This is a genomic window from uncultured Sulfitobacter sp. (assembly GCF_947499945.1).
Classification (GTDB): Bacteria; Pseudomonadota; Alphaproteobacteria; order Rhodobacterales; family Rhodobacteraceae; genus Sulfitobacter.
Map to the genome: position 1 here is coordinate 147,872 of NZ_CANMQD010000002.1, position 16,999 is coordinate 164,870.

Sequence of the window (16,999 nt, forward strand, 5' to 3'; positions counted from 1 at the left end):
ACGCCCCGAAATATCGGTCTTTGACCCGATTAACATACATTAACGCTACCATAGGGGGTATGTATCGGCGCGAAAAGTGCAATCTGTTACGAATGCCTTGTGGGGATGGATTGAAACCCATGCGATGCTAAGGCACAACAGGCTAACCGAAGGGGACCTGTCGTGATTGACTTGGAAAATGTGGCCTACAGCTATGGCGGCGGGGAACTGTTGTCAGACATCTCGCTGAAACTCGCACCGGGGTCGTTCCACTTCCTCACGGGGCCGTCAGGCTCTGGTAAAACCACCCTGATGAAGCTGTGTTATGGTGCGCTGTTGCCCACTGCGGGACAGGTAAAATTGTTTGACGCGGATGTGCGCGGACTGACCCGCGACGACGTTGCCTTACTGCGCCGACGTGTGGGGGTGGTCCATCAAGACTGCCAGTTTCTCGACCATTTGCCCGTTTCGGAAAACATCGCCCTTCCTCTGCATGTTTCCGGCCGCAGCGCCGAAGCGGGAGGCGAAGACCTTGACGATTTGATGCATTGGGTTGGCTTGACCGAGCGCGCGAACGCCTTGCCGCCCGAGTTGTCGGGAGGGGAGCGACAGCGGGCGGCATTGGCCCGCGCCGTAATCATGTCACCCGATGTGATCCTTGCGGATGAGCCGACTGGTAACGTGGATTGGGATATGTCCCAGCGTCTGCTGCGTCTGCTGATCGAATTGAACCGCATGGGCAAAACCGTGCTGGTGGCGACCCATGACCTAAGCCTAATCCGCGCAACAAAGGCGCATGTGCAGGCACGCGTTTTGCGCATTGCAAATCGCCGCATACAACTCGCAGGAGCGGATTTGTGAAGGGGGTTGTGGCGTTCCTTGAGCGTGCGTTTCACTCGGATTCGCAAGCGGACCGAGTGGTGCCGCCCTCGGGCTTTACAGCTCAACTCACTTTGTTTGCAGCGGGTGCAATGGCATTTTTAGCTGTGTTCGCACTGGCGCTTTCGCTTGCTGCGGGACGGCTGGCGGATCAGTGGGGCGAAGAACTTGCCCGCTCTGCAACCATCCGCATTGCAGCACCTGCCGACCAGCAACAGGCGCAGACGAATGCAGCCCTGCGTATTCTCGAGACAACGCGCGGTGTGGCCCAAGCGCGCGCACTGACCGATGAAGAGCAGGCCGCATTACTGGCACCGTGGTTCGGGGCGACGCTGGAGTTGGATACACTTCCCGTGCCGCGCCTCATTGAAGTCATTGAAACAGCTGAAGGTATGGATGCGGCGGGGCTGCGTTTGCGCCTTGCTGCTGAAGTGCCGGGTGCTGTGTTGGACGATCACAGTCGCTGGCGTGCGCCGCTGGTCAAGGCGGCCTCACGGCTCAAGACGCTGGGCTGGCTTGCGATTATTCTGATTGCATCTGTAACTGCGGCCATGGTGACATTAGCGGCGAATGCGGCCCTTGCGGCCAACGCCCAAGTGATTGCTGTCCTACGGTTGGTAGGAGCGATTGATGACTACATCGCCCATGCTTTCATCCGCCGCTTTACCCTGCGGGCGTTGATTGGCGCGGCGGTGGGAATGGTTCTGGGAATGATCGCGGTGCTGCTCTTGCCCAGCGGTGGCGACGAGACGGCAAGCTTTCTGACAGGACTCGGATTTCAGGGCATCCATTGGCTCTACCCGCTGCTGATACCGCCGCTGGCGGCTGGTGTAGCCTTTTTGGCCACACGTTTGGCGGCACGGCGCACGTTGGAAGGACTAACATGAATATTTTGCAATGGATCCGCTCAATTTTGTTCTCGGTACAGGCAACGATTGTGCTGCCAATTATCGGGTTGACCTATGCACCATGGGCAATGGTTTCAAAACGGGGTGCCTACGCGGGCTGTCGCGCTTATGCGCGTTGGGTAATTTGGACGGCTGGCTGGATGATCAACTTACGCTGCGAAGTGCGCGGCACACCTCCCACGATGGGTGCATTGGTTGCTGCCAAACACCAGTCGTTTCTTGATATTTTGATGATCTACAATGCATTGCCAGCCTCCAAATTCATTATGAAAAGCCAACTGAAATATGCGCCCTTTCTGGGGCAATATGTGACCAAGATGGAATTCATTTTTGTTGATCGCGGCAAGCGAGGGGCGGCGATCACCAAGATGGTGCAAGAGGTCGAAGCAGGTCGCCGCGAGGCGGGGCAACTCGTCATTTACCCACAAGGGACACGCTCGGCACCGGGGACAAAAATGCCGTATAAGGTGGGCACGGCGATCCTTTATGAACAATTGCAGCAGCCCTGTTATCCTGTTGCCACAAACGCAGGCGTGTTTTGGCCTCGCCGCGGCCTGTACCGCCGTCCTGGTGTGGCAGTTGTCGATTTTTTACCACCCATTGCGCCCGGCTTGCCGCGGGATGAATTTGTAGCTGAGTTGGAACAACGCATCGAGACAGCATCGGATGCGCTGCTCGAAGAAACGGGTGTGGCACATCTCTATGGAAAAAATTGATAGTATCGCAGCGCTTGAATCGCTTTACGGAACACCCGGTGCGCCTGCGCTACGGAAAGTATCCGATTATCTAACGCCGCTCTATCGCAAGTGGATTATGGCGTCACAGTTTTGCATCATCAGCACGGTTGGACCCGATGGCACCGACGGTAGTCCCCGTGGGGATGATGGTCCTGTTGTTCTTGAACTAAGTCCCAAACAGTTGGCCTTACCCGATTGGCGAGGCAATCAGCGATTGGATACTTTACGGAATATCGTCACCGACGGTCGCTTGTCGCTGATGTTTATGATCGCAGGTTCAAATAATGTGATGCGGGTGAATGGAACCGCTTGGCTCACCGACGATGACGTGCTGCGTGCCCGATTTGACAAGAAGGGTATTAGGCCTGCAACAGTGATTATTGTAGATGTTGTAGAGATATATAGCCAATGCGCACGTGCGTTGATGCGTTCGCAAATATGGTCAGGAGAAGACCAAAGCATTGGTTTGCCTACTGTTGGAGAGATCTTAGCAGAGGTAAGCGAAGGTGCAGAAGGTGGTCACAGATATGACGCTGACTGGGCACCGCGTGCTGCACATACAATGTGGTGACAAATCCTCGGTGAGGATTTGAGGGCAGACTTTGCATCAAAGCCTACCCCCTTAACAATCGCACAAGTTACATGTGAATTGCGCCGTCGCCGCAGGCCAGTGCAGCTTCGCGCACCGCTTCCGAATATGTCGGGTGTGCGTGACATGTCATTGCCAAGTCCTGTGCGGATGCGCCAAATTCCATTGCAACGCAAACCTCATGGATCAGGTCTCCTGCGGCTGGGCCAATGATGTGACAGCCCAGAATGCGGTCGGTTTCCTTATCAGCGAGCAGCTTTACAAAACCATCACCGGAAAAATTCGCTTTAGCGCGAGCGTTGCCCATGAAGCTGAATTTACCGACCTTATAGGCGCGGCCCGCTGCTTTGAGCGTCTCTTCAGTCTCCCCCACGTTTGCAACCTCGGGATGTGTGTAGATCACGCCTGGAATGACGGAGTAATTTACGTGGCCATGCTGTCCTGCAATTTGTTCAGCAGCGGCCATGCCTTCGTCTTCCGCTTTGTGCGCGAGCATGGGTCCTTCGATGACATCACCGATAGCATAAATGCCTTTCACGGAGGTTTCCCAGTGATCGTTCACTTGGATCTGACCGCGATCGGTCATCTGGATGTCCAAAACTTCAAGGCCGAGCCCATCCTTGAAGGGGCGGCGACCCGTTGCAAGCAATACAGTATCAGCATCAATGACATGTTCGCTGTCATCTTTGCGCAGTTTATAGGTGACTTTCGCCTTGGATTTGGTGGCTTCGGTCCCTTGGACAGCCGCCCCCATAATGAAATTTAGCCCCTGTTTCTTGAGCATTCTTTGGAATTGTTTGCTCACCTCTGCATCCATGCCTGGGGTGATGTGATCGAGAAACTCAACAACCGTCACTTCCGAGCCAAGGCGCGCATAGACCGAGCCAAGCTCAAGTCCGATAACGCCTGCGCCGATCACGACCATTTTTTTCGGAACCTTGCCAAGCTCCAACGCGCCTGTGGAGGTCACGACGACTTTTTCATCAATCTCGACGCCTTTGAGGGGGGACGGCTCTGATCCGGAAGCAATGATGATATTCTTAGCCTCATGGACCTCATCGCCGACCTTAACCTTGCCCGCTGCTGGGATGGATGCCCACCCCTTGATCCAGTCTACTTTGTTCTTTTTGAACAAAAATTCGATGCCTTTAGTGTTGGTGTCGATGGTGGACTGTTTATACTTTTGCATCTGCGGCCAGTCGACTGAGGGGCTTTTGCCTTTGAGACCCATCTCGGCGAAGTTATGCTCCGCTTCGTGTAGCATATGGGAGGCGTGCAGGAGCGCTTTGGACGGGATGCAGCCGGTGTTCAGGCAAGTGCCGCCGAGGGTTTCACGCCCCTCAACGCAAGCCGTCTTCAGGCCAAGTTGCGCACAGCGGATGGCCGCAACATAGCCGCCGGGGCCAGCTCCGATAATGATGACATCATAGCTCGACATGGGGTTCTCCTTGGTCAAATTTAGGGGGTGCGGGGCGTACAACGAGCGTACCGCCCCAGTACACCGATGTGGAGGAAGCTGACATTAAAGTAATGCTGCCGTGAGCATGGCAACAGTGGCGAGTAGTCCGATCAACCAGACAAGCGAGCGCCATGGTGACAGGCCAAATACATATGCTGGCACATAGAGGACCCGTGCTCCGAGATAGATATAGGCACATGCAGCGGTGTAGGGTGTGTTCTGCTCGGAGAGTTGGGTCGCGAGCACGGCGATGGTGAAGAGGATCAGTGCCTCGAAGTGGTTGTTCATGGCGCGCTGCAAGCGGCCCGCGATCCCTGTGAGTTGGATTGGTGTGTCGCGTGGGCCTGCTGCCTTCTTCGTCCCGACTTGCGCGACAGAAGTGGCCGAGTAGGCGCAAAATTGCAGCACTTGCAGGAGGGCCGCGAGGGTGAGGACGGTGAGTTCAGGTGTCATTATGCGGTCTCTATGAAAAAGTGGCTGGCGTGGGTGACGGTGTTTGCGTCATCGGAGTGCAGCGCGTTTGAGCGGGTGATCCATTGCTCCGCGCGGGGGCGGTCGTTGACGGACATCAGCGCAAAGGCGTGGGTGGTGCTGTCGGCATCGCGCCAGATTTGCAGCACGCCAAGGCCCGCGTCGCGGCGTGCCTCATCGTCGGCGGCGAAGGCGGTTTGCCATTGGGCGAAATCGGTGACTTCGTAGTGGGCGATGAGTTGCATGTTGGTTCTTTTCCCTTAAAGGCGTTGAAGACGGGAGCATGGCATCTGGACGTCATGGTATCAGGCTTCTATCTTAATTGGTGTTCCGTTTGGGACATGCGCCCATATTTCACGCATCTCCTTGTTTGATACGGCGATGCATCCATCGGTCCAATCCCAAGCGAGGTGGAGGGTGCGGAGCCATCCCCAACCGTTTGCGATCCCGTGGATCATGATGAAGCCTCCCGGATCGTCGCCCTTGGCTGTGGCTGCGGCAATGTCTTGTACGTTGGGATAGGAAATATGCAAGCTGAGGTATGCGAAGCTCCCATCGTTGCGCCAATCTATTTCATAGAGACCCTCGGGTGTACGTTCATCACCCTCGCGCTCTTTATGACCATCATCACCTGCTGCGCCCAAGCTGATTTTATACGAGGCGAATACCTCGCCGTTGCGGGATAGAGTGAGCACACGCTCTGACTTATCGACTTCGATAAGGTCAGCTTGTTCCATTAATTCAACCAAGGGCGGCGGCGTTACCAGATCAAGCCGTGCCATTACCATCGTGTAGGCTGGGATTGCCACGGCCAAGATCGCAATGAAGAGCAATAGGCGCTTCATATGCGACCCCCTCCGCAGAGTGGGCGTTGGCCTATGGCAATCGCTGGGATCACAAATCCATCAACAGGCGACGTGGATCCTCAAGCGCTTCTTTCACGCGCACAAGGAACGTCACCGCGCCTTTGCCGTCGACGATGCGGTGATCATAGCTGAGGGCGAGGTACATCATTGGGCGGATCACGACTTCGCCGTTGATTGCCATGGGGCGGTCTTGGATTTTGTGCATGCCGAGGATGCCGGACTGTGGCGGGTTCAGGATGGGTGATGACATGAGCGAGCCGTAGACGCCACCGTTGGAGATGGTGAAGGTGCCGCCCTGCATTTCAGCCATTGAGAGTTTGCCGTCACGGGCGCGGGCGCCTTTTTCTGCGATAGCTTTTTCGATTGTCGCAAAAGACATGGCGTCGGCGTCACGGATGACGGGAACGACGAGACCTGTGGGCGTGCCTGCGGCGATGCCCATGTGCACGAAATTCTTATAGACCACATCGGTGCCGTCGATTTCGGCGTTCACTTCGGGCACTTCGCGCAGAGCATGCACGCAAGCCTTGGTGAAGAAGGACATGAAGCCAAGTTTCACGCCGTGTTTTTTGAGGAAGAGGTCTTTGTACTCGTTGCGCAGTGCCATCACCTCGGTCATGTCGACCTCGTTGTAGGTGGTGAGCATGGCGGCCGTGTTTTGACTCTCTTTCAGACGGCGTGCGATGGTCTGGCGCAGGCGGGTCATTTTAACGCGCTCTTCGCGGGAGGCGTCGTCCGCAGAGGAAGGTGCGCGTGGAGCAGCAGGGGCTGAAGCGGGTGCTGATTTGCCCATTTCGAGAGCCTTGGCAACATCTTCTTTCATCACGCGGCCATCGCGGCCTGTGCCTGTGACTTGATCGCGGCTGACGCCTGCCTCTGCCATGGCTTTCTTTGCGGAGGGGGCGTCTTCGACGTCCTTGCTGCCGCTTGCCGGATTTTGTGCGGCGGGGGCGGGGGCAACCTCGGATGCGGGAGCACTCGCAGCGGCACCTGCGCCTGAGGAGATAACGGCGAGTTTGGCTTTTGCGTCGACGGTGTCGCCTTCATTGGCGATGATCTCGGTCAGGGTGCCCGCTGCGGGGCTTGGTACTTCGACGGAGACTTTGTCGGTTTCAAGTTCACAGAGCATTTCGTCTTGGGCGACGGTATCGCCAACCTTTTTGAACCATGTGCTCACGGTTGCTTCTGTTACGCTTTCACCCAGGGTGGGGACCATTACATCGACCGCTTCGCCAGATTCAGCAGTAGCAGCGGGCGATTGTGCGGCGGCACCTTCGGTTTGGGCAGCTTCCTTGGCTTTAGGTGCGGCTGTGGAGCCTGCATCCCCTTCTGACACCATGGCAAGGAGGGCGTCTACGCCTACCGTCTCCCCTTCAGCGGCGACAATTTCGGACAAGGTGCCTGCAACGGGGCTGGGCACTTCGACGGTGACTTTGTCCGTCTCAAGCTCGCAGAGCATTTCATCGACGGCGACGGTATCGCCTGCTTTTTTGAACCATGTGGCTACGGTGGCCTCGGTTACGGATTCACCTAAGGTCGGGACGCGGACTTCGCTGCTCATGATTTGGATCCTTTAACGGTAAGCGCATCGTTCACGAGTGCGGCTTGTTGTGCTTTGTGTTGGGAGGCGAGGCCGGTTGCAGGCGATGCTGCGGTGGCGCGGCCAGCGTAGACGGGGCGGGTGTGCGTGGCCTTGATACGGCCCAGCACCCATTCGATGTTTGGCTCGATAAAGCTCCATGCACCTTGGTTCTTTGGCTCCTCCTGACACCAGACCATCTCTGCGTTTTTAAAGCGTTCAAGCTCTTTCACGGCAGATTGGGCGGGGAAGGGATAGAATTGTTCGAACCGCATGAGGTAGACATCGTCGATACCGCGGGAGTCACGCTCCTCAAGCAGGTCATAGTAGACTTTGCCGGAGCACATGACGACGCGTTTGATTTTGTCGTCTTCCACCAGTTTGGTGTCGGAGTTGCCCTGCTGGGCGTCATCCCAGAGCACGCGATGAAAGCTGCTGCCTGTGGTGAATTCCTCGGCCTTGCTGACAGCCATTTTGTGGCGCAGCAGAGATTTGGGGGTCATCAGCATCAGCGGCTTGCGATAGCTGCGGTGCAGCTGGCGGCGCAGGATGTGGAAGTAGTTGGCCGGTGTGGTGCAGTTTGCCACGATCCAGTTGTCGCCGCCGCACATGGTGAGGAAACGCTCCAGACGGGCGGAGGAATGCTCTGGACCTTGGCCTTCATAGCCGTGGGGCATAAGGCAGACGAGGCCCGACATGCGCAGCCATTTGCTCTCGCCTGACGAGATGAACTGGTCGAACATGATCTGTGCACCGTTCGCGAAATCGCCGAATTGCGCTTCCCACAGGGTCAGCGCGTTCGGCTCTGCTAGCGAGTAGCCATATTCGAAACCGAGTACCGCATATTCGGAGAGCATGGAGTCGATGACTTCATATTCGGCCTGACCCTTGCGGATGTGGTTGAGCGGGTAATAGCGTTCTTCGGTGTCCTGATTGATCAGGGCGGAGTGGCGCTGAGAGAAGGTGCCGCGTGCGGAATCCTGTCCTGAAAGGCGTACCTTGTACCCTTCGGTGAGCAACGAGCCAAAAGCGAGTGCCTCGGCAGTGGCCCAGTCAAACCCTTCACCGCTGTCGAGCATTGCGGCCTTTGCCTCCAGCAAGCGGGCCACTGTTTTATGCAGCGGGTAGCCGTCGGGGGCGGTGCTAATGGCCTTGCCCACTTCGGCTAATGTTTCAGGCTCTACCGCAGTTTTGCCGCGCTGGTATTTCTTTTCAGTAGGACGGCTCAGATTTGACCATTTTCCGTCCAGCCAGTCGGCCTTGTTGGGGCGGTATTCTTTGCCAGCCTCGAACTCGTCGTTCATCTTGGCCTGGAACTGTGCTTTGAGATCCTCGATCTCGCCCTCTGGGATGAGGCCGTCCTTTACCAAGCGGTCGGTATAAAGGGTGAGCGTGGTCTTCTGCTTTTTGATCTTCTTATACATGACAGGGTTTGTGAACATCGGTTCATCCCCCTCATTATGACCAAAGCGGCGGTAGCAGATGAGGTCGATGACCACGTCTTTGTGAAACTTCTGGCGGAATTCTGTAGCGACGCGGGCGGCGTGCACAACGGCCTCGGGGTCATCACCGTTGACGTGGAAAATCGGCGCTTCAACGACCAGCGCGTTGTCGGTTGGATAGGGGGAGGAGCGCGAGAAGTGGGGTGCAGTAGTGAAACCGATCTGATTGTTGACCACGATATGCATGGTGCCCCCCGTACGGTGACCGCGCAGACCCGACAGGGCGAAACATTCCGCCACAACGCCTTGGCCTGCGAAGGCCGCATCGCCGTGCAGCAGGATCGGCATCACGGCAGTGCGGTCTTTGTCGCCCAACTGGTCCTGCTTGGCGCGGACTTTGCCGATCACGACAGGGTTTACGGCCTCAAGGTGGGAGGGGTTGGCGGTCAAGCTGAGGTGCACGGTGTTGCCGTCAAACTCACGGTCACTGGACGCACCAAGGTGATATTTAACATCGCCTGAGCCATCGACGTCCTCGGGCTTGAAACTGCCGCCCTGAAATTCGTTGAAGATGGCGCGGTAGGGTTTTTGCATGACGTTTGCGAGGACAGAGAGACGACCGCGGTGCGGCATGCCAATCACGATATCTTGGACGCCGAGGTTGCCGCCGCGTTTGATGATCTGCTCCATCGCCGGGATCAGGCTTTCGCCGCCATCAAGGCCGAAGCGCTTCGTGCCCATGTATTTGACGTGCAGGAATTTCTCGAAGCCCTCGGCCTCGACCAGCTTGTTCAGGATCGCTTTGCGGCCCTGTTTGGTGAACTGGATTTCCTTGCCGTAGCCCTCGATCCGCTCCTTGAGCCACGCGGCCTCTTCGGGGTTGGAGATGTGCATATATTGCAGGGCGAACGTGCCGCAATAGGTGGCTTTGAGGATGTCCGTGATCTGGCGCATGGTGGCAATTTGCAGGCCAAGCACGTTGTCGATGAAGATGGGGCGATCCATGTCGGCCTCGGTGAAGCCGTAGGACTTCGGGTCCATCTCCGGGTGGTTGGTGGTTTCGCGCATGCCAAGCGGATCAAGATCGGCGGCGAGGTGGCCACGGATGCGGAAGGCGCGGATGATCATGAGCGCACGGATACTGTCGAGCACAGCACGTTGGATTTGATCGTCTGACAGCTCAACGTTTGCGGCCTTGGCCTTCTCGGCGATCTTGCCGCCTGCGGCCTTCGCTTCGGCTGGCCATTCGCCTGTGAGGGCGTTGGTGAGATCATCGGCGGGCATGGGGGGCCAGTCGGTGCGCGCCCAGCTTGGGCCTGTGGCTTCGGCCTTGACGTCATTGCCATCGTCACCGAGCGCTTTGAAAAACTCTTGCCAGCTCTCGTCTACCGCATTGGGGTCGTTGGCATAGCGCGCATACATTTGCTCCAGATACTCGGCATTGTGGCCTTGCATGAAGGAGGAGGCGTGAAATTGGTCGTTGGCTGGATGGTCGGTCATGTGATTACCTCAGCAGAAGATATGCGCGCGCTTACGGTTTCTAAGGCGCTGGAGTAGGCGGGCTGGAACGGGTTCGACGCGAGGCTTAGTAGTACAGCAGATGTCGCGAGCGAATTGGTTTAGGATCTCGGGGGACACTTCGTTTGAATCATAAGTGACCACACTTGGGCTTTCATGAAGCTTATGCAGAACGATTTTTAGCGATGGCGGAGGGCTGGAAGTTGCCCGATTAATAGCGTTGATATCTGCGAAGCCAATTGATGGGGCCGTCATCAATAGTGGCAATAGGCTGGTTCGGACGAAGGCCGAGCATTTCCCAACCGCCCCCACGGGCGGGGAATTCTTCCCCACCCTCGGTCGGGAAATGCCCTTTGTGGCAATATCCGAGCGTTGCCTGGTCATTAGCCTTTTGCGATCGCTTCTTGCACGGCTTCACCCAGTGTTGCGGGGCTGTCGGCCACCACAATACCAGCTTCGCGCATGGCGTTGATTTTGCTTTCCGCATCGCCTTTGCCGCCAGCGACAATCGCGCCTGCGTGGCCCATGCGGCGGCCGGGAGGGGCTGTGCGGCCTGCGATGAAGCCTGCGGTGGGTTTCCAGCGGCCTTTTTTACGCTCGTCCGCGAGGAACTGGGCGGCTTCTTCTTCGGCGGAGCCGCCGATTTCGCCGATCATGATGATGGACTGTGTCTCAGGGTCGGCGAGGAACATTTCCAGGACGTCGATATGCTCGGTCCCTTTGATAGGGTCGCCGCCGATGCCTACTGCGGAGGATTGGCCGAGGCCGAGATCGGTGGTCTGTTTGACCGCCTCATAGGTGAGCGTGCCGGAGCGCGAGACAACACCGCAAGAGCCGCGTTTGTGAATGTGGCCGGGCATGATGCCGATTTTGCACGCGTCAGGCGTGATCACACCGGGGCAGTTGGGGCCGATCAGGCGGGACTTGGAGCCGTCCAGCGCACGCTTTACGCGCATCATGTCGAGAACTGGAATGCCTTCGGTGATGCAAACGATCAATTCGATTTCTGCGTCAATCGCCTCAAGGATGGAATCAGCTGCGAAGGGGGGCGGGACATAGATTACGGTGGCGTTCGCGTCGGTGACGTGACGCGCTTCGTGCACGGAATTGAAGACGGGCAGGTCAAGGTGGCTTTGACCGCCTTTGCCGGGGGTGACGCCGCCGACCATTTTGGTGCCGTATGCAATCGCTTGCTCGGTGTGGAACGTGCCTTGGGAGCCGGTTAGGCCCTGACAGATTACTTTAGTGTTCTCGTCGATAAGTACGGCCATGATAGTCCTCTTTCAGTGTCTTTTGCGCTGTGGCGCGGGGCGGTGCGCCCTATTGTTTGATGTGGTCGAGCGGCAGCAGACGCTCGACGTTGATGAATGTCTCGGTGCCCGATGCGCCGTCGCGCGCGCCCACCTGCACCACTGCGATGCGGTTGGGGTTGAGCTGTGCAGCGGCGATGAAAGCGGTGCCATTTGCGCGGGCGAAGCCTTCGGGGACTTTTGCTTTTCTATCTGCAAGCCCCTCTTGCTTCAGCCCCAGTCCGACCCATTTGATCGCCGTTTGCAGATCAAACCCGTCAAAGGCGACTTCGCAGCGGCGGTCCGTGCCTATGGTCTGCGCGCGCCCCGTCACGGGGGAGGGGGCGGCGGAGGTGAACGGATCGAGATTGTAGAAGTCGATCCTTGCCCCTGACGGGCCGATGTTGGCTTGAGCCGTTTGCGCGGTCAGGCGCGGGTTGAAGCAGTGATCGGCGAAGGCGCGCCCTACGGTTGCTGCATCTTGCGCGGCCACAGCGCTGCCTGCCACCAAAGCGGTGGTCAGACAGAGGGTTGTGGCGCATGCAGCATTCATTGTGATCAGCCTTTGACGGCTTTCACGATCTTCTGAGCGCCGTCTTTGAGGTTATCAGCCGCGATCACGTCGAGGCCGGAATTGTTGATGATGGCTTTGCCTTCTTCAACGTTGGTCCCTTCGAGGCGCACGACGAGCGGCACTTTGAGGCCGACCTCTTTGACTGCGGCCACAACGCCCTCGGCGATGACATCGCAGCGCATGATGCCGCCGAAGATGTTCACCAAAATGCCTTTGACCTGCGGGTCGGAGGTGATGATTTTAAAGGCCTCGGTCACTTTCTCTTTGGTGGCACCGCCGCCAACGTCGAGGAAGTTCGCAGGCTCTGCGCCGTAAAGTTTGATGATGTCCATGGTGGCCATCGCGAGACCCGCACCGTTGACCATGCAACCGATTTCGCCGTCAAGGGCGATGTAGTTCAGGTCATACTTGGAAGCTTCGAGCTCTTTGCTGTCTTCTTCTGTCTCGTCGCGCAGCTCAGACACTTCGGCCTGACGGTACATGGCGTTGCCGTCAAAAGACACTTTTGCATCGAGCACTTTGAGATCACCGGAGTCAGTAACGATTAGCGGGTTGATTTCCAGCATTTCCATATCGCGCTCGAGGAATGCTTTGTAGAGGATGCCCATGAGCGAGACGCACTGCTTGACCGCTTTGCCTGTGAGGCCCAGCTCGAACGCGATGCGGCGGCCGTGGAATGCTTGGAAGCCCGTGGCAGGATCAACGGAGAAGTTGATGATTTTCTCTGGTGTGGAAGCAGCGACTTCTTCGATGTCCATGCCGCCTTCGGTGGAGCAGACGAAGCCTACGCGGGATGTTTCGCGGTCAACCAGCAGGGCGAGGTAGAGTTCAGTCTCAATGCCGGAGCCATCTTCAATATAGACGCGGTTGACCTGCTTGCCTGCGGGGCCAGTCTGGTGCGTGACCAATGTACGGCCCAGCATCTTCTTGGCTTCTTCCGCTGCCTCGGCCACGGATTTGGTTAGGCGTACGCCACCTGCCTCGCCTGCGCCTTCTTCTTTGAACTTACCTTTGCCACGGCCACCAGCGTGGATTTGCGCCTTTACCACCCACAGCGGGCCATCAAGTTCGCCTGCAGCATTTTTTGCATCTTCGGCTTTGAGGACAACGCGTCCGTCGGAAACTGGTGCGCCGTAGCTGCGCAGAAGAGCTTTTGCCTGATATTCATGGATGTTCATAAGCGACGGTCCCGTCTTTGGTTCTGATTTAAGCGTGATATACACGGATTGCGTAATTTTTCCTGAACAGCATTGAGCAGCTGGATGAATAAATCCAGACTAAAATGACATTTGTGATCACACGGTCAGAACGTGTGATCACAAATGCGGGAATGTTTGGAAAATAATGTCAAAGAGTGCGGGTTTCCGGATTGAAACCGTTCACTTCTTGTCAAAATCGCAACAGATTGGAAGCAGGTTTTGGCCTACTTGCCACGGATCAAAGCGGAATCAGTGCCCAATAGTCGAGGTCAAGCAGGACGGTCGGGAGGTATTTGCCGTCTTCTCCGCGCAGATCGAACGGCTTGCCGCCTTTTGTGGCCACAAGGCGAAGGCGGATGGCGCCTACACCGGGCGTGGAGGTTTCCGCTTTGTCTAGGACTTCGCTCCACGCGCGTACTGTGTCGCCTGCGAGGCAGGGGTTGGCGTGGGCGCCGCCGTTGAGGCCTACAACCATTTGCGCATTTGCGAGGCCGTTGAAGGACAAGGCGCGGGCCATGGAGATGACGTGACCGCCGTAGATCAGGCGAGAGCCGTCAGGGCGAGCGGAGGTGTCAAAGTGGACCTTGGCCGTGTTCTGCCACAGGCGCGTGGCCATCATGTGTTCGGCCTCTTCGATTGTCACGCCATCAATGTGATCGATCTTTTCGCCAATTTCGTAGTCAGCAAAGCGGTGCGGCTCTCCTGCGAGGGCAAAGTTGTATTTGGTGAAATCGAGACCCTCGGGGATGACCAGATCGGCGGCTTTGATTGCCTCGGGAAGATCGGGGATGACCGTTTCAGGCGCTGGTGCGGAGGCATCGCGTTTGCGGACCATGACCCAGCGGACGTATTCCATCACTGCTTCATCATGCTGGTTTAGGCCGCGGGTACGCACATAGAGGACGCCGGTTTTGCCGTTCGAGTTCTGCTTGAGGCCAATGACTTCGGATTCGGAGCGCAGCGTGTCGCCAGGCCAGACGGGCAGGAGCCAGCGCCCTTGGGCATAGCCGAGGTTAGCAACGGCATTGAGGGACACATCGGGGACGGACTTGCCGAACACCACATGGAAGGCGATCATATCGTCGAGCGGACTAAAGGGCAGGCCGCAGTCTTGGGCAAATTGATCAGAAGAGTAGAGTGCGTGGCGAGCAGGGTAGAGCGCGTGGTAGAGTGCGCGTTCGCCCATTTTCACTGTGCGTGGGACAGCGTGGGTGAGGATTTGACCGATTGTATAATCTTCGAAGAAATTACCTGCGTTTGTTTTCGTGGCCATGCTCAGTGTGCTCCCAGTTTTGTCTCAGGGGTGTAATCGCCCTCGACTTCTTTTACCACCGACTGGCCACAGCGCATTACGCCTGCGGCATGGTCCCATGTCTGGGTGGGGGTGCCGTAAAGCTCCCACCCCTTGTTCAGAGCATCGGTAACTTTATGACAAAAAGCGGAAGTGTCTTCTTCGGATAGAAAGCGGTAAAGTTTCATCTGGGTTTTCCTAGAATTCAGGAGAATGGATTAACGCCGAGGGCAGCATGGATGCCTGCAATGACGACGTACATCACAACGCTGATAATGATCAGGCGGATGTATGTTCGGCGGCCAGCGGGTGCAGGTGCTGTCCATTCAGGCTGTGCGCGGTTGATCAGGATGACCGAGCCTACAGCCCATGCAAGCAAGCCGCCGAACAAGATGATCGAGGCCAAATCACCATTGACCAAAAGGTGGGCAGCGGCCCAGATTTTCACGGCAAGGAGTTGGGGATGGCGGGTCTTATAGGCAGGCCATGCTTTCGCACCTTTGGCTGCGGAGGAGCCGTAAATCCAAAGGGCAAGCACCATTGCGAGGTTGTTGATGCCTGTCAGGAACGCGGGTGGATACCAGATGTTGACCATCTCGGCGCTGCGGTAGCCGATGATCATGAGGATGAGGGATGCCACGATGGCAACGGCTACGATGCCTTTGCCAGCGTTGCCCATAGCCGCGCGTTGGGCGGGCACGAGGCGTTTGAAATAATGGGCGGCGATCCAGAGGATGAGGCCAATAATAAGAAGGGTCATGGAGCTACTCCGAGCTGAGGGCGTTGATTGCGTCCAGCTTTGCCAGTGTTTCACGGGCCGTTGCAACATGTAGATTCTCGACGATCTTACCATCGACCACGGCGACGCCTTGTCCTGTCGCCTCGCATTCCTCGAATGCGGCGATCTGGCGGCGGGCCAGTTCGACCTCGGCCTCAGACGGCGAGAAGGCTTCGTTCGCGACATCAAGTTGCGCGGGGTGAATCACAGTTTTGCCGTCAAAGCCCATGTCGCGCCCTTGGTCACATTCAACGCGGTGCCCCTCATCATCTTTGAACGCGTTGTAGACGCCGTCGATGAGGGCGATGCCGTAGGCCTTGCCTGCGAGGACACACAGACCGAGGCCTGTCATCATGGGAAGGCGGTCCGCGCGGGGGCGCGTTTGCAGCTCTTTGGCGAGGTCGTTGGTGCCCATGACCATGCCTTGCAGCTTGGGGTGGGCTGCGATGGCGGCGGCGTTGAGCATGCCGAGCGGTGATTCCATCATGGCCCACAGGGGAATGTTGCCCGTGAATGTGGCCAAGGCGTCGAGGTCGGCGGGGTTGTCTACCTTGGGCAGCAGGATCGCGTCTGCGCCCATTTTTGCAGCGGCTTTCGCATCATCGGCACCCCATTCGGTGTCGAGGCCATTGATGCGGATGATCTTCATGCGGTTGCCGTAGCCGCCTGTGGCCAATGCCTCGGCCAGCGTGGCGCGGGCGGCGACCTTTTCCTCGGGGATCACGGCGTCTTCGAGATCAAAGATAATCGCGTCGGCGGGCAGGCCGCGTGCCTTGTCCAGTGCGCGGGGTTTGGAGCCGGGGATGTAGAGGACGGACCGAAGGGGACGGGCGATTGAGGGCATGGAAGAGCTCCTTGGGTGGTGGGTTGCGCAATAAAGTTGCGTGCAGAGGGGCATTTTGGCGCAAAAACTTCAAGTCAAAACGTGCCGCAGTGCGGCGAAACCTGCTTTGCAACGGGATGCGAACGCTGCGTTAACTCCGTTTTCAGGGGTGTGCGGGCAGGATTGGAGCGTTGCTGAAGCAGGACTTGGGATGCGGGTGTGACGGATCGGATCAATCGGGGGCAACGGTATTTGCCGCCCGGCCATACTGGAAGGGCAATGATATGACACGGACTGCAAAGATTATTCACCTTGCCGCGTTGACGGTTGCGGCAACGATTTACGTTGCGCTGACAACACAGGCGGTGGCGCAATCACAGCGCAACTGTGGACCGCGTGAAGCAGTGGTTGAGCGATTGGCGAGTGGTTATGGCGAAACGCGGCAATCTGTGGGGATCGGGTCGAACAACGCGATGGTTGAGGTTTTTGCCAGTGATCAGACGGGAAGCTGGACGATTCTGGTAACTATGCCCACGGGGGTGACTTGCCTTGTGGCGTCGGGGCAGTCGTTCGAGGAAGTCGCCGAAGCGCTGCCCGCAAAGGGAAATGACGCTTAGG

The 16,999-nt window shown here is 57.4% G+C and carries 18 protein-coding genes; 5 read left to right on the plus strand and 13 right to left on the minus strand.

Annotation, left to right across the window (positions count from 1 at the left end):
* Positions 1-162: 162 nt before the first annotated feature.
* The 4 genes from Q0775_RS10910 to Q0775_RS10925 are packed head-to-tail and all read left to right on the plus strand — an operon-like array spanning position 163 to position 3,074.
* Positions 163-840, plus strand: a complete 678-nt coding sequence (locus Q0775_RS10910) for an ATP-binding cassette domain-containing protein (RefSeq protein WP_298860331.1) — start codon at positions 163-165, stop codon at positions 838-840.
* Complete coding sequence (locus Q0775_RS10915; RefSeq protein ID WP_298860337.1) at positions 837-1,745, plus strand: cell division protein FtsX; 909 nt, start codon at positions 837-839, stop codon at positions 1,743-1,745. The genes Q0775_RS10910 and Q0775_RS10915 overlap by 4 nt, the downstream gene beginning before the upstream one ends.
* Positions 1,742-2,482, plus strand: a complete 741-nt coding sequence (locus tag Q0775_RS10920) for a lysophospholipid acyltransferase family protein (RefSeq protein WP_298860339.1) — start codon at positions 1,742-1,744, stop codon at positions 2,480-2,482. Before Q0775_RS10915 ends, Q0775_RS10920 begins: the two co-directional genes overlap by 4 nt.
* Positions 2,469-3,074: an MSMEG_1061 family FMN-dependent PPOX-type flavoprotein gene (locus Q0775_RS10925; protein ID WP_298860342.1), complete on the plus strand. Its 606-nt coding sequence runs from the start codon at positions 2,469-2,471 to the stop codon at positions 3,072-3,074. Before Q0775_RS10920 ends, Q0775_RS10925 begins: the two co-directional genes overlap by 14 nt.
* A gap of 67 nt (positions 3,075-3,141) precedes the next feature.
* Here the strand turns inward: Q0775_RS10925 and lpdA are convergent, their stop codons facing one another.
* The 13 genes from lpdA to Q0775_RS10990 all read right to left on the minus strand — a co-directional run bounded on the left by lpdA (position 3,142) and on the right by Q0775_RS10990 (position 16,402).
* The gene (lpdA, locus tag Q0775_RS10930; protein ID WP_298860345.1) at positions 3,142-4,530 is read right to left on the minus strand and encodes a dihydrolipoyl dehydrogenase; all 1,389 of its coding nucleotides are present in this window, start codon (positions 4,528-4,530) and stop codon (positions 3,142-3,144) included.
* 84 nt (positions 4,531-4,614) lie between these two features.
* Positions 4,615-5,004: an MAPEG family protein gene (locus tag Q0775_RS10935; protein WP_298860348.1), complete on the minus strand. Its 390-nt coding sequence runs from the start codon at positions 5,002-5,004 to the stop codon at positions 4,615-4,617.
* Positions 5,004-5,267, minus strand: a complete 264-nt coding sequence (locus tag Q0775_RS10940; protein WP_298860351.1) for a hypothetical protein — start codon at positions 5,265-5,267, stop codon at positions 5,004-5,006. The genes Q0775_RS10935 and Q0775_RS10940 overlap by 1 nt, the downstream gene beginning before the upstream one ends.
* 60 nt (positions 5,268-5,327) lie before the next feature.
* Positions 5,328-5,867 (minus strand): L,D-transpeptidase family protein, encoded by a 540-nt coding sequence (locus Q0775_RS10945; protein ID WP_298860354.1) that lies wholly within the window; start codon positions 5,865-5,867, stop codon positions 5,328-5,330.
* A 49-nt stretch (positions 5,868-5,916) separates the two neighbouring features.
* Positions 5,917-7,449, minus strand: coding sequence for a 2-oxoglutarate dehydrogenase complex dihydrolipoyllysine-residue succinyltransferase (gene odhB, locus Q0775_RS10950; RefSeq protein ID WP_298860357.1), 1,533 nt, complete (start codon positions 7,447-7,449; stop codon positions 5,917-5,919).
* Positions 7,446-10,409, minus strand: coding sequence for a 2-oxoglutarate dehydrogenase E1 component (locus tag Q0775_RS10955; RefSeq protein ID WP_298860363.1), 2,964 nt, complete (start codon positions 10,407-10,409; stop codon positions 7,446-7,448). Before Q0775_RS10955 ends, odhB begins: the two co-directional genes overlap by 4 nt.
* A 401-nt stretch (positions 10,410-10,810) precedes the next feature.
* Positions 10,811-11,698 carry a succinate--CoA ligase subunit alpha gene (sucD, locus tag Q0775_RS10960; protein ID WP_298860365.1) on the minus strand — a complete coding sequence of 296 codons (888 nt, stop codon included), beginning with the start codon at positions 11,696-11,698 and terminating at the stop codon, positions 10,811-10,813.
* 49 nt (positions 11,699-11,747) lie between these two features.
* The gene (locus Q0775_RS10965) at positions 11,748-12,269 is read right to left on the minus strand and encodes a succinyl-CoA synthetase subunit beta (protein ID WP_298860367.1); all 522 of its coding nucleotides are present in this window, start codon (positions 12,267-12,269) and stop codon (positions 11,748-11,750) included.
* Positions 12,270-12,274: 5 nt separating this feature from the next.
* Entirely contained in the window at positions 12,275-13,468 is a 1,194-nt protein-coding gene (gene sucC / locus Q0775_RS10970) for an ADP-forming succinate--CoA ligase subunit beta (protein WP_298860370.1), read from the minus strand.
* 259 nt (positions 13,469-13,727) lie between these two features.
* A complete protein-coding gene (locus Q0775_RS10975) occupies positions 13,728-14,762 on the minus strand; it encodes a MaoC family dehydratase (protein WP_298860373.1) in 1,035 nt (344 codons plus the stop codon).
* A 2-nt stretch (positions 14,763-14,764) separates the two neighbouring features.
* Positions 14,765-14,968, minus strand: coding sequence for a DUF1737 domain-containing protein (locus Q0775_RS10980; protein ID WP_298860376.1), 204 nt, complete (start codon positions 14,966-14,968; stop codon positions 14,765-14,767).
* A gap of 17 nt (positions 14,969-14,985) precedes the next feature.
* Positions 14,986-15,540, minus strand: a complete 555-nt coding sequence (locus Q0775_RS10985; RefSeq protein ID WP_298860379.1) for an NnrU family protein — start codon at positions 15,538-15,540, stop codon at positions 14,986-14,988.
* A gap of 4 nt (positions 15,541-15,544) precedes the next feature.
* Positions 15,545-16,402 (minus strand): CoA ester lyase, encoded by an 858-nt coding sequence (locus Q0775_RS10990; protein WP_298860383.1) that lies wholly within the window; start codon positions 16,400-16,402, stop codon positions 15,545-15,547.
* Positions 16,403-16,665: 263 nt separating this feature from the next.
* Between Q0775_RS10990 and Q0775_RS10995 the strand changes: the two genes are divergently transcribed.
* Complete coding sequence (locus tag Q0775_RS10995; RefSeq protein WP_298860386.1) at positions 16,666-16,998, plus strand: hypothetical protein; 333 nt, start codon at positions 16,666-16,668, stop codon at positions 16,996-16,998.
* Position 16,999 lies beyond the last annotated feature (1 nt).